General features: G+C 74.4%; 9 protein-coding genes. 7 read left to right on the plus strand and 2 right to left on the minus strand.

Annotated elements, in window-relative coordinates; genetic code table 11:
* Positions 1-516 precede the first annotated feature (516 nt).
* Positions 517-2163: a beta-N-acetylhexosaminidase gene (locus AB0L34_RS14160; RefSeq protein WP_363704904.1), complete on the minus strand. Its 1647-nt coding sequence runs from the start codon at positions 2161-2163 to the stop codon at positions 517-519.
* A 396-nt stretch (positions 2164-2559) separates the two neighbouring features.
* On the opposite strand from AB0L34_RS14160, the gene ppdK reads away from it, so the two are divergent.
* Positions 2560-5295, plus strand: coding sequence for a pyruvate, phosphate dikinase (ppdK, locus tag AB0L34_RS14165; protein WP_363704855.1), 2736 nt, complete (start codon positions 2560-2562; stop codon positions 5293-5295).
* Positions 5296-5393: 98 nt separating this feature from the next.
* Here the strand turns inward: ppdK and AB0L34_RS14170 are convergent, their stop codons facing one another.
* The gene (locus AB0L34_RS14170) at positions 5394-5879 is read right to left on the minus strand and encodes a roadblock/LC7 domain-containing protein (RefSeq protein ID WP_357450678.1); all 486 of its coding nucleotides are present in this window, start codon (positions 5877-5879) and stop codon (positions 5394-5396) included.
* A gap of 194 nt (positions 5880-6073) precedes the next feature.
* Here AB0L34_RS14170 and AB0L34_RS14175 point away from each other — a divergent pair, with 194 nt between their 5' ends.
* From AB0L34_RS14175 to AB0L34_RS14200, 6 genes are all read left to right on the plus strand, one after another.
* Positions 6074-6427, plus strand: coding sequence for a VOC family protein (locus AB0L34_RS14175; protein WP_350712273.1), 354 nt, complete (start codon positions 6074-6076; stop codon positions 6425-6427).
* The gene (locus tag AB0L34_RS14180) at positions 6417-7754 is read left to right on the plus strand and encodes a deoxyguanosinetriphosphate triphosphohydrolase (RefSeq protein WP_363704858.1); all 1338 of its coding nucleotides are present in this window, start codon (positions 6417-6419) and stop codon (positions 7752-7754) included. The genes AB0L34_RS14175 and AB0L34_RS14180 overlap by 11 nt, the downstream gene beginning before the upstream one ends.
* A gap of 10 nt (positions 7755-7764) precedes the next feature.
* Positions 7765-8601, plus strand: a complete 837-nt coding sequence (locus AB0L34_RS14185; protein WP_363704860.1) for a siderophore-interacting protein — start codon at positions 7765-7767, stop codon at positions 8599-8601.
* A gap of 89 nt (positions 8602-8690) precedes the next feature.
* The gene (locus tag AB0L34_RS14190) at positions 8691-10328 is read left to right on the plus strand and encodes a BCCT family transporter (protein WP_363704862.1); all 1638 of its coding nucleotides are present in this window, start codon (positions 8691-8693) and stop codon (positions 10326-10328) included.
* Positions 10329-10442: 114 nt separating this feature from the next.
* On the plus strand, positions 10443-12335 hold the full coding sequence (gene dnaG / locus AB0L34_RS14195) for a DNA primase (RefSeq protein WP_363704864.1): 1893 nt from the start codon (positions 10443-10445) through the stop codon (positions 12333-12335).
* The gene (locus AB0L34_RS14200; RefSeq protein WP_363704866.1) at positions 12336-12872 is read left to right on the plus strand and encodes a hypothetical protein; all 537 of its coding nucleotides are present in this window, start codon (positions 12336-12338) and stop codon (positions 12870-12872) included. It begins immediately after the preceding gene.
* Positions 12873-12875 lie beyond the last annotated feature (3 nt).

The raw sequence follows: 12875 nt of genomic DNA on the forward strand, positions 1-12875 counted from the left end.
CGATGGCGCCGCCGGTGAAGGCGAGGCCGGCAGCGGTCAGGGCAGCCTTACGGATCAGATCGGTACGCATGATGAAGCACCTTTCGATCGGGGGTGTGCGGCGCGCACGGGGAACGGCGTGCCGCGAAAGGGGATGTCAGAACGGATCGCTCCGGCGGCGGGGCCTGCTCGGGCGTCCGGGGTGTCTCAACGACCCGGGCCGGCGACGCATTCCGCCGGTCGTTCGGGCCGCCGCGGCGTGGGGGAGTGCCGCGGGTATGCCATGTTCAACGACCCCGGCCGGCCGACGATTCCGCCGCCGGGGTGGCGCCGGCCACGGGACGGGGCCGCACGCGGCGGCGACATCCGGGGCATATCGGGCGACGTGAGCCGGGCATTCGGGGACACGCGGCGCAGGTCGTCGACGTCGCCGAACGGTCGTCGACAGCCGCCCGACAGGACGTGGGGCGCAGTCGGGGCCGCCGCGCCGGCGGGTCCGCCACCAATCCGGTTGGCGGGCCCGCCGGCCGTGCGACGTCAGGCGGACGGGGCGGACGCCCCCTCAGGGCCGCGCTGGGTGGGGATCGCCGCCGGGGACGCGGCCGGAGCCGGCTGCTCCGCCGGCCAGGGCACCTCCGGGGCGGGGTGGAAGGCGATGCCGGCGGTGGACCAGCGCGGGCCGTGCCCGGCCAGCCGGTCGCGGAACCCGGCCCAGTCGTGCGCCGTCCGCGGGGACCAGCCCAGCTCGGCGATCGCGGGCAGCCGGGGGAAGAGCATGAACTCGACCTCGGCCCGCGAGGTGACCGACTCGGTCCACAGCGGCGCCTCCACCCCGAGCACCGCGTCGGCGGGGACGCCGGCCACGTGGGCGGCGGGGTCCCAGTCGTACGCCCGGCGGACGTCGATCAGGCCCGCCCAGTCGTGCCCGATGGGGGTGTCGGGGGCGTACTTCATGTCGAGGTAGGCGTGGTTGCCGGGGGAGAGGATCAGCCGGGCGCCCCGGCGGACGGCGTCCGCGGTGACCGGGTCCTCGCCCGTCGTTCCCCACCACTGGAGCACCCGCCCGTCGGCGTGCCCTGCGGGGGCGATCTGGTGCCAGCCGACCACCGTCTTGCCGGTGTCGGCGACGATCCGCTGGACGCGCTCGACGAACGCGGCGTACGCGTCGGGGAGCACCTTGAACGCCTCGTCGCCGCCGATGTGCAGCCACGGCCCGGGGGTGAGCGCGGCGATCTCGCCGAGCACGTCGGCGACGAACTCGTACGTCCGCTCGCTGTCCGGGTCGACGTAGCTGAAGCCGACCTCGGTGCCGGTGTACGGCGGCGGCGCGACCCGGTCCGGCGCCAGCTCCCCGTACGCGGTCAGTGCCGCGTGGGTGTGCCCCGGCAGGTCGATCTCCGGCACCACGGTGATGTGCCGCTGCGCCGCGTAGGCCACGATCCGGCGGTAGTCGTCGCGCGTGTAGTGCCCGCCGGGGCCGTCGCCCACCTCGAACGCCCCGCCGACCGTGGCCAGTCGGGGCCACGAGTCGACCGCGATCCGCCAGCCCTGGTCGTCGGTGAGGTGCAGGTGCAGGTGGTTGAGCTTGTAGCGGGCCAGGTGGTCGATCACCCGGAGCACGTCCGGCACACCGAAGAAGTGCCGGGCCACGTCGAGCATCGCCCCCCGGTAGGCGAACCGGGGGCGGTCGGTGATCGAGCCGCCCGGCAGCGCCCAGCGCTCGGCGACCGGCGTGGGGCTCTCGATCGCCGCCGGCAGGAGCTGCCGCAGCGTCTGCGTGCCGAAGAAGAGCCCGGCCGGGGTGGCGGCCTCGATGCGTACCCCCTCGGGTGTCACGTCGAGCCGGTAGCCCTCCGCGCCGAGGTCGGCGGCGTCGACCAGCGCCAGCGCGATGCCGCCGGCCGGCTCCGGCCGGGCGGCGTCGGCGACCGGCAGCGGGTAGCCGGTGGCCGGCCGGAGCAGGGCGGCGAGCTGCTCGCCGACGGCCCGGACGGCGTCGTCGGCGCTCACCCGGACGGCCGATTCGGCGGTGAGGACGAAGTCGGCGGCCGGGTCGGGCGCGACCAGCTCGGGGGCGGGCACCACGTCGCCCAGCCGGACCGGGGTGGGCGGGGCGAGCAGGTCGCCGGCGGTCCGGGCCGCCGCGCGGGCCAGCTCGGCGGCGGCGGGCGCGTGGGCCGGCAGGTCGAGGTGCCCGGGCGCCCGGTCGTCCGGCCCGGTGGCGGACGGGTCGAGCGGCTCCGAGGCGGTGGGAACGGATGGCACGGCGATGGCTCCCCGGGGGTGTATTCGCGGCTGTTATGGCAAAGGTGAGGTTCACCGAAATGCGTGCCGTCAAGAGTACGAGGGGGAGGCCGGAGTTGCGTGATCGTGCGCGTGGAAGCGTTCCCAAAAACCGGTACGAACGCGGATAGTCGTGATGGCTGTGCCTATTGTCACCGAACGGCCCCGGGCCGCTCGATGTTCGCTTAGCCTTCGCCCACCAGCCGGCATGGCATCGGGATTACCGGTGGTCCGCCCCGGGGTATGGAGCAACTGAACCTTCGTTAAGTGTCGGACCGGCGCGCGTGGGAGGCTCTGGTGGCAGCGCAAGAGACGGTGGAACACAAGTACGTCTACGACTTCGCCGAGGGCAACAAGGACCTGAAGGACCTGCTCGGTGGCAAGGGGGCCAACCTGGCCGAGATGACCAACCTCGGCCTGCCGGTCCCGCCGGGCTTCACGATCACCACCGAGGCCTGCAAGGCGTACCTCGCCACCGGTGAGGAGCCCGACGGGCTGGCCGACCAGATCGCCGCGCACCTGGCGTCGCTGGAGCAGGCGATGGGCAAGCGCCTCGGCGACCCGCAGGACCCGCTGCTCGTCTCCGTCCGCTCCGGGGCCAAGTTCTCCATGCCGGGCATGATGGAGACCGTCCTCAACGTCGGCCTCAACGACCGCAGCGTCCAGGGACTCGCGCGGCAGGCCGGCGGCTCGGGCGACCAGGCCGCCGCCGGCGGCGCGGACCGGTTCGCCTGGGACTCGTACCGCCGACTGATCCAGATGTTCGGCAAGACCGTCTGCGAGGTGCCGGGCGAGGAGTTCGAGCACGCGCTGGACGACGCCAAGCGTGCCAAGGGCACCCGGAACGACCTCGACCTCGACGCGGACGACCTGCGCGGGCTGGTCGACGCGTACAAGAGGATCTTCCTCAAGCACACCGGCCGGGAGTTCCCGCAGGAGCCGCGCGAGCAGCTCGACCTGGCCATCCGCGCGGTCTTCGAGTCGTGGAACGCCGAGCGGGCGGTGGTGTACCGCCGGCAGGAGCGGATCCCCGCCGACCTCGGCACCGCGGTCAACGTGGTGGCGATGGTCTTCGGCAACCTCGGCTCGGACTCCGGCACCGGCGTCGCGTTCACCCGCGACCCCGCCAGCGGCGCCCAGGGCATCTACGGCGACTACCTGGCCAACGCCCAGGGCGAGGACGTGGTCGCCGGCATCCGCAACACCGTGCCGTTGCAGGAGCTGGAGAAGCTCGACAAGACGTCGTACGACGAGCTGCTCAGTTACATGGCCCGACTGGAGGGGCACTACAAGGACCTCTGCGACATCGAGTTCACCATCGAGCGCGGCAAGCTCTGGATGCTCCAGACCCGGGTCGGCAAGCGCACCGCCGCGGCGGCGTTCGTCATCGCCGGCCAGCTCGTCGACGAGGGCCTGATCGACCTCGACGAGGCGCTGCACCGGGTCAACGGCGCGCAGCTCGCCCAGCTGATGTTCCCGCGCTTCCAGCTCGACCACGAGTTCCAGCCCGTCGCCAAGGGCATCGGCGCCTCCCCGGGCGCGGCGGTGGGCAAGGTCGTCTTCACCTCCGCCCGCGCGGTCGAGCTGGCCGCCGAGGGAGAGGACGTGATCCTGGTCCGCCGGGAGACCAACCCGGACGACCTGAACGGCATGATCGCCGCCAAGGGCATCCTCACCTCGCGGGGCGGCAAGACCAGCCACGCCGCCGTGGTGGCCCGGGGCATGGGCAAGACCTGTGTCTCCGGCGCCGACGAGCTGGACATCAACATCCCGCAGCGGAAGTTCACGGTCGCCGGGCAGACCGTCACCGAGGGCGACGTCGTCAGCATCGACGGCACCACCGGCAAGGTCTACCTCGGCGAGGTGCCGGTCATGCCCTCCGAGGTGGTGCAGTACTTCGAGGGTGAGCTCGACCCGGAACAGACCGACGACGCGCTGGTCAAGGCCGTACACCGGATCATGTCGCACGCCGACGCCGCGCGCCGGCTGGCCGTCCGGACGAACGCCGACACCGCCGCGGACGCCGCCCGGGCCCGGCGCTTCGGTGCGCAGGGCATCGGGCTCTGCCGCACGGAGCACATGTTCCTTGGCGACCGGCGCGAGCTGGTCGAGCGACTGATCCTGGCCCGCGACGAGAAGGAGCGGGAAGCCGCGCTGGGCGCGCTGCTGCCGTTGCAGCGGGCCGACTTCGTGGAGATCTTCCGGGAGATGGACGGGCTGCCGGTCACCGTCCGGCTGATCGACCCGCCGCTGCACGAGTTCCTGCCCCCGCTGGAGCAGCTCGCGGTCAACGTGGCGGTCGCCCAGGAGCGCGGCGAGGACGTGGCCCAGGAGGAGGCGCTGCTCGCCGCCGTCCGCCGCATGCACGAGCAGAACCCGATGCTGGGCCTGCGCGGCGTACGCCTCGGCCTGGTCATCCCCGGCCTGTTCGCGATGCAGGTCCGGGCGATCGTGGAGGCCGCGGTCGAGTGCGCGAAGAGCGGCGTGACGCCGCGCCCGGAGATCATGGTGCCGCTGGTCGGGGCGGTGCAGGAGCTGGAGACGGTCCGCGCCGAGGCCGAGCGGATCATCGCCGAGGTGACCCGGGAGCAGCCGGTCGAGGTGCTGATCGGCACGATGATCGAGGTGCCCCGGGCGGCACTGACCGCCGGCCAGATCGCCGAGGCGGCGCAGTTCTTCTCCTTCGGCACCAACGACCTGACCCAGATGGGCTGGGGCTTCTCCCGGGACGACGTGGAGGGCGCCTTCTTCTGGCGCTACCTGGAGCTGGGCATCTTCGGCATCTCGCCGTTCGAGTCGATCGACCGGGACGGCGTGGGCCGGCTGGTCCGGATCGCCGCGGAGGAGGGCCGGGCGGCCCGGCCGGAGCTGAAGCTCGGCGTCTGCGGCGAGCACGGCGGCGACCCGGACTCGGTGCACTTCTTCCACGAGGTGGGCCTGGACTACGTGTCCTGCTCGCCCTTCCGGGTGCCCGTCGCCCGGCTGGAGGCCGGCCGCGCCGCGGTGGAGACGGACGGCTCCGACAGCCGCTGACGCGGGACGTTCGGCAGACCGGCGGCGGAACCGGGGGAGCGGATCCGCCGCCGCTGCCGTGCGGGCGCGACCGCATCGTCGGTCGACTCCCGCAGGGCTCAGATCGGCGGGCGGCGCCAGGTGTGGTGGGTGACGCGCCGGGGCAGGGCGCCCCTGGAGGTGCGGGCCGCGAGCGGGGCGTGCGCCTCCGGCATCGGCGTCACCCCGACCGGCCGGCGGGTGTCCAGCACCGAGCCGGTGCGCCGGGCCACCGCCCGGGCGTCGGCGTGCAGCGCCTCCAGGTCGGCGGCGCCGTCGGCGACCAGCGTCAGCAGGGCGTTGCGCCCGGCCGGGTAGGTGACCACCGCGCCGGACGCGGTGCGGAGCACCGACTCCCGGAACTCCCCGTGCCGCACGGTGTCGGCCACCCGGTGGCCGAGGCCGAAACTCGCCGCCGCGAGCGCCGCCAGGTGTGTGGCGTCGGTCGCCGGCAGGTCGCTGGAGATCAGCAGGCCGTCGGTGCCGGCCAGCACCGTGCCCGCCACCTCGGGGCGGCGTCGGCGCAACCCCTGCAACTCCGTTCCCATCATCGTGTCCGCGTCCACGGGTGTCACTCCCACCGTCGGGCCCTCAGTCTGGTCACGTTCCGCTCCGGGCACGCTACCGCCGGCCATGCCGGACGGGGGTCCCGTAACGGTCGGCGATCGGCCGACAACTCTCGTCTGAACGGAGGTTGCGGGCCCGTTCCCCGCGCGCCAGCGGTGAGCCGTTCGGGCCGTCCGGGCGTAACCTGATCGGCATGAGCAGCGCCTGGGAGAGCCTGACCGTCGACGCCCGGGACCCGGCCCGGCTCGCCCGCTGGTGGGCCGAGGCACTCGGCTACCAGGTGGTCGCCGAGAAGCCGGACGAGGTGGAGATCCGCCGGTCCGCCGACCGGCTGCCCGGCATCGTCTTCGTGCCGGCCGCCGACGAGAAGGAGACCAAGAACCGGCTGCACCTCGACCTGCGCCCCGACGACCAGGAGGCCGAGGTCGAGCGGCTTGTCGACATGGGCGCCCGGCACGTCGACGTCGGGCAGGGCGACGTCGGGTGGACCGTGCTCGCCGACCCGGAGGGCAACGAGTTCTGCGTACTGCGGCAGCGTGCGGACTGAGCGTCCCGGGCCGGACGACCCGGACACGGCCCGCTGGGTCGTCGAGCCGCCGAAGGACACCGGGTACGGGCGGTCGGCGTACGAGCGGGACCGGGCCCGGGTGCTGCACTCGGCGGCGTTCCGGCGGCTCGCCGCGAAGACCCAGGTGCACACGGCCGGCACCGACGACTTCCTGCGGACCCGGCTGACCCACTCGCTGGAGGTCGCGCAGATCGCCCGGGAGATGGGCGCCCGGCTGGGTTGCGACCCGGACGTGGTGGACACCGCCGGGCTCGCCCACGACCTGGGGCACCCGCCGTTCGGGCACAACGGCGAGGACGCGCTGGACGCGCTGGCCGCCGGGTGCGGCGGCTTCGAGGGCAACGCGCAGACGCTGCGGGTGCTGACCCGGCTGGAGGCGAAGGTGGTCGCCCCGGACGGCACGTCCGCCGGCCTGAACCTGACCCGCGCCTCGCTCGACGCGGTCAGCAAGTACCCGTGGCCCCGCCGTCCGGGTCGGCGGAAGTTCGGGGCGTACGCCGACGACCTGCCCGTCTTCGCCTGGCTCCGGGCCGGCGCCCCGCCCGGCCCGCCCGCGTCCGGCGGCGACACCGCGCGGCGTTGCCTGGAGGCGCAGGTGATGGACTGGGCCGACGACGTCGCGTACTCGGTGCACGACGTCGAGGACGGCATCCACGGCGGGTACGTGACGCTGCGCCCGCTGCTGGACGACCCGGACGAGCGGGCCGCGCTCTGCGCCGACGTCGCCGCCACCTACTCCGGCGAGTCCCCGGCCGACCTCGACGAGGTGCTGCGGGAACTGCTCGACGACCCCGTGCTCGCCCCGCTGGCCGGCTACGACGGCAGCCACCGCGCGCTGGCCGCGCTCAAGGCGACCACCAGCGTGCTGACCGGCCGGTTCGTCTCGACCGTCGTGGCGGCCACCGAGGAGCGGTACGGCCCCGGCCCGCACCGCCGGTACGCCGCCGACCTGGTCGTGCCCCGGCGGATCCGGGCGCGGTGCGCCCTGCTCAAGGGCATCGCCCTGCGGTACGTGATGCGCCGCCCCGGCGCCGAGGGCCGCTACCAGCGGCAGCGGGAGGTGCTGGCCGACCTGGTGCACGCCCTGGCCGGCCGGGCGCCGGACGCGCTGGACCCGGTCTTCGCCCCGCTCTGGCGGGCCGCGCCGGACGACGCCGCCCGACTCCGGGTGGTGATCGACCAGGTCGCCTCGCTGACCGATCCGGCGGCCGTGGCCTGGCACGCGCGGCTGGCGTCCGGCCCCGGGCGCGCCCGGGGTGCGGCCGGCGGAGGGGCGGGAATGGGCGACCCGACGTACTTAGGTTAGCCTAACCAGGATGACGGAGCGCCCGAAGAAGGTCACGTCCGCCCGGGTACTGCGCACCGAGCGGCCCACCCCCCACCTGATCCGGCTCGTGCTCGGCGGGGAGGAGTTGACCGGCCTGCCGGTGGGCGAGTTCACCGACCACTACATCAAGATCGTGTTCCCGGTGCCGGGGGTCGACCACCCGAGCCCGATGGACCTCGCCGCGATCCGCCGTGACCTGCCCCGGGAGCAGTGGCCCCGGCTGCGGGCGTACACGGTGCGGGCCTGGGACGCGCTGGCCGGGGAGCTGACCGTCGACGTCGTGCACCACGGCGACGAGGGGCTCGCCGGGCCGTGGGCGGCCGCGCTGCGCCCCGGCGACCCGGTGCACTTCGTCGGCCCCGGCGGCGCGTACGCCCCGAGCCCGGACGCCGACTGGCACCTGCTGGTCGGCGACGAGAGCGCGCTGCCGGCGATCGCCGCCGCCCTGGAGCGGCTGCCGGCAGGCGCCCCGGCCGTCGCGTTCGTCGAGGTTGCCGACCCGGCCGAGGAGCAGCGGCTGACCAGCCCGGGCGCGGTGCGCCTGACCTGGTTGCACCGGGGCGGGCGCCCGGTCGGGGAGGCCCTCGTCGCGGCGGTCCGCGACCTGGAGTTCCCGCCCGGCGAGGTGCACGCCTTCGTCCACGGCGAGGCGACCTTCGTGAAGGAGTTGCGCCGCCTGCTCCGCGTGGAGCGTGGCGTCCCCCGCGACCGGCTCTCCATCTCCGGCTACTGGCGCCGGGGCATGGACGACGAGGGCTGGCGCGCCAGCAAGCCCGACTGGAACCGCCAGGTCGAGGCCGAGGAGTCCGCCGCCGTCCCCGCCTGAGTGGCCCTCCCGGGCGCTCCGGGAGCGGGCGTTCGCCCGATATCGCCGTGTGTCGCCCCCGCGCCCAGCAGGATGGGCGGGGGGTGACCATGAGCGAGCAGGTGCGGGACCGGCCGCAGGCCGTGGGCCGGGTCGACCCGGTGGTGCTGGCGTTCAGCGTCGGCGGCGTGCTGGCCGTGGTGGCCTGGGGCGTGCTGGGCCGGGGGTCCCTGGCCGGCTTCGGCGAGTCCGGCCTGGGCTGGGTGATCAGCACCTTCGGCTGGTTCTTCGTGGTGGCCGCCGACGCCTTCCTGGTGCTCTCGGTGGCCATCGCCGCGACGAAGTTCGGCCGGATCCGGCTCGGCGCCGACGAGGACGAACCGGAGTTCAGCACCCTCGCCTGGGTCTCGATGATGTTCAGCGCCGGCATGGGGATCGGCCTGGTCTTCTACGCCGTCGCCGAGCCGATCGAGCACTACGCCGCGCCGCCCCCGGCCAGCGGCATCGCGCCGAACACCGGGGCGGCCGGGTCGGTGGCGATGCAGTACACGCTCTTCCACTGGACGCTGCACCCGTGGGCGATCTACGCGGTGGTGGCGCTCGCGCTGGCGTACTCGACGTTCCGCAAGGGGCGGGAGAACCGCATCTCGGCGGCCTTCCAGCCGCTGCTCGGCGCGCGGGTGGACGGCCCGGTGGGCCGGGCGATCGACCTGCTGGCCGTCTTCGCCACCGTCTTCGGCTCGGCCACCAGCCTCGGCCTCGGCGCCCTCCAGGTCGCCGCCGGGCTGGATCTGGTCACCCCCGTGCCGGACAGCACGGCGGTCGAGCTGGTGGTGATCGCCGCCCTCACCCTGGCCTTCGTGGTCTCCGCCTTCTCCGGCCTGCACAAGGGCATCAAGTGGCTGTCCACCACCAACGTGGTGCTCGCCGTCGCGCTGATGGTCTTCGTGTTCGTGGCCGGCCCGACCATCTACGTGCTGGAGGTGCTGCCCGCGTCGGTCGGCGACTACCTCAGCCACCTGATCACCATGTCCACCCGTACCGGCGCGTTCTCCGACCCGGCCTGGCTGGGCTCCTGGACGATCTTCTACTGGGCGTGGTGGATCTCCTGGGCCCCGTTCGTCGGCATCTTCATCGCCCGGATCTCCCGGGGCCGCACCGTCCGGCAGTTCGTCGCCGGCGTGCTGCTGGTGCCCAGCGGGGCCAGCGTGGTCTGGTTCGCGGTGATGGGCGGCAGCGCCCTGCGGGTGCAGGCCACCGGCACCCGGGACCTGGTCGCCGACGTCGGCGCGGGCACCGAGCGGGCGCTCTTCGGCCTGCTCGAGGCCCTGCCCCTGGCGGGCCTGACCACCCTGCTGGCGATGGTGCTGGTCGCGCTCTTCTTCGTCACCGGCGCCGACTCCGCCGCGCTGGTGCTCGGCTCGCTGACCTCCCGGGGCGCGCTGCGCCCGCACCGCGCGCTGGTGGTGGTCTGGGGCGTGCTGATCGGCGCGGTGGCCGCGGTGCTGCTGCTGGTCGGCGGGCTGGACGCGCTGCAACAGGCGACCATCCTGGTCGCGTTGCCGTTCGTGGTGGTCATGCTCGGCCTGGCCGTCGCGCTGGTCCGGGACATGGCCCTGGACCCGGCGGTCAACCCGCCGCCCCGGGCCCGCCGCTACGGCCTGGCCGCGGCGATCCGCGCCGCCCGGTCGTACGAGGAGGAGGACCCGCCGCCGGTACGGCGCTACCTGCGGCGCCGGCCGCGGTGACCGGCGCGGCCCGCCGGGGGTGACCCGGTCGCGCCGGCGGAACCGCCGAGGTGGCGGCGGTGGTCGCCACAACCGGCGTCCCCCGGCGGCGCGACGCCGGCCGGGCAGGGCAGGATGTACGGCGAGGGGGTGGCGGACATGGCTGGGCGGATCCGGGACGAGGACATCGCGCTGGTCCGGGAGCGCAGCTCCATCGCCGACGTCATCTCGGAGACGGTGACCCTGAAGTCGGCCGGCGGCGGCAACCTCAAGGGGCTGTGCCCGTTCCACGACGAGAAGAGCCCCTCGTTCAACGTCTCGCCCGCCCGCAACGTCTGGTACTGCTTCGGCTGCGGCGCCGGCGGCGACGCGATCAAGTTCCTGATGGACGCCGAGCACCTCAGCTTCGTCGAGTCGGTGGAGCGGCTCGCCGCCCGGGCGGGGATCCAGCTGCGCTACGTCGAGGGCGACTCCGCCGCGCCGCGGCCCCGCCCGCAGCAGGGGCAGCGGCAGCGCCTCGTCGCCGCGCACGCCGCCGCCGTGGAGTTCTACCGCGCCCAGCTCACCACGGCCGGCGCGCGTCCGGCCCGGGAGTTCCTGGCCCGCCGCGGCTTCGACCGGGCCGCCGCCGAGCGTTACGGCTGCGGGTTCGCCCCGGACGCCTGGGACCTGCTCACCAAGCACCTGCGCCAGCAGGGCTTCACCCACGACGAGCTGGTCACCGGCGGGCTGTCCCGGCCGTCGCGCTCCGGCACGCTGATCGACCGGTTCCGGCGGCGGCTGATGTGGCCGATCCGCGACATCACCGGCGACGTCATCGGCTTCGGCGCCCGCAAGCTCTTCGAGGACGACGACGGCCCGAAATACCTGAACACCCCCGAGACGCCGATCTACAAGAAGTCGCACGTCCTCTACGGCATCGACCAGGCCAAGCGGGAGATCGCCAAGCAGGGCAAGGTGGTCGTGGTCGAGGGCTACACCGACGTGATGGCCTGCCACCTGGCGGACGTCCCGACAGCGGTGGCGACCTGCGGCACGGCGTTCGGCGCGGACCACATCGGCGTGCTGCGCCGGGTGCTCTTCGACAGCGACGAACGAGCCGGCGAGATCATCTTCACCTTCGACGGGGACGCCGCCGGCCAGAAGGCCGCGCTGCGGGCCTTCGAGGACGACCAGCGTTTCGTCGGGCGCACCTTCATCGCGGTCAGCCCCGACAACATGGACCCGTGCGACCTGCGCCTGGCCAAGGGCGACATGGCGGTCCGCGACCTGGTCGCCCGCCGCGAGCCGCTGGTCGACTTCGCGCTGCGGCACGTCATCAGCCGGTACGACCTCGACACCGTCGACGGCCGGGTGGAGGCGATGCGCCGGGCCGCGCCGCTGGTGGCCAAGATCAAGGACCGGGAGAAGCGCCCGGAGTACGTCCGCAAGCTCGCCGGCGACCTCGGCATGGAGATCGAGCCGGTGCAGCGGGCCGTGCTGGCCGCCGCTTCCGCCCCGCCCGGTCGGGACACCCCGCCGCCGGCCCGCCCCGCCCCGGCCGAGCCGGTCGTCGACAACCCGCAGTCGATGGTCGAGCGGGAGGCGCTGAAGCTCGCGCTCCAGGAGCCGGTGCTGGCCGGGCCGATGTTCGACGCGGTCGAGGCGTCGGAGTACCGCCACCCCGTGCACGTGGCGGTGCGGGCGGCCGTCGCGGCCGTCGGCGGGGCCGCCACGGCGACCGGCGGCGCGGTCTGGATCGAGTCCGTCCGCGACGCCTGCGAGGACCTCGCGGCCCGGGCGCTCGTCGGCGAGCTGGCCGTGGAGCCGCTGCGCATCGACGGCGACCCCGACCCGCGCTACGTGTCGGTCACGATCGCCCGGTTGCAGTGGGGCTCGGTGACCGGCCGGATCAGGGACCTGAAGTCCCGGATCCAGCGGATCAACCCGGTCAACAACAAGGACGAGTACTTCGCCGCCTTCGGCGAGCTGCTCTCGCTGGAGCAGCACGCCCGGGCATTGCGCGAGCAGGCCGCGGGAGGGCTGTAGATGGGACTGTTCCGCCGCAGGCCGAAGCTGCCGACGGCCGCCCGGCCGCCGCTGGCCCCCGACGAGCGGGTGCTCGCCTGGGCCGCGGCCGGCAACGGCGAGGGCGACGGCGTGGTGGTGGCCAGCAACCTCGGGCTCTGGCTGCCCGGCCGGGCGCACCGGCTGGGCTGGCACGACATCCTCAAGGCGGTCTGGTCCGGCCGGGAGCTCACCGTCACGCCGGCCGAGCGGGTCGCCGAGCGCGACGGCTACCTGGTGGTGGCGGACTGCCCGGCCGAGACCTACCTGCTGCTCGACCCCGGCGACCTGCCCCACCAGGTGCGGGAGCGGGTCACCCGCTCGGTGGCGTACACCCGGCACCACCCGGTGCCCGGCGGTGCCGGCCGGGTCGCCGCGCGGCGGGCGCCGGGCGTGGACGGCCTCACCTGGACGGTCCGCCTCGATCCCGGCACCCCGGCGGACGACCCCGACGTGCTCGCCGAGACCGACCGCCTCGTCGCCGCCGCCCGCGCCGCCACCACCCCGGCGGACGCCTGACCG

This window comes from Micromonospora sp. NPDC052213 (genome assembly GCF_040679695.1).
In the GTDB taxonomy this organism is placed as follows: Bacteria; Actinomycetota; Actinomycetes; order Mycobacteriales; family Micromonosporaceae; genus Micromonospora.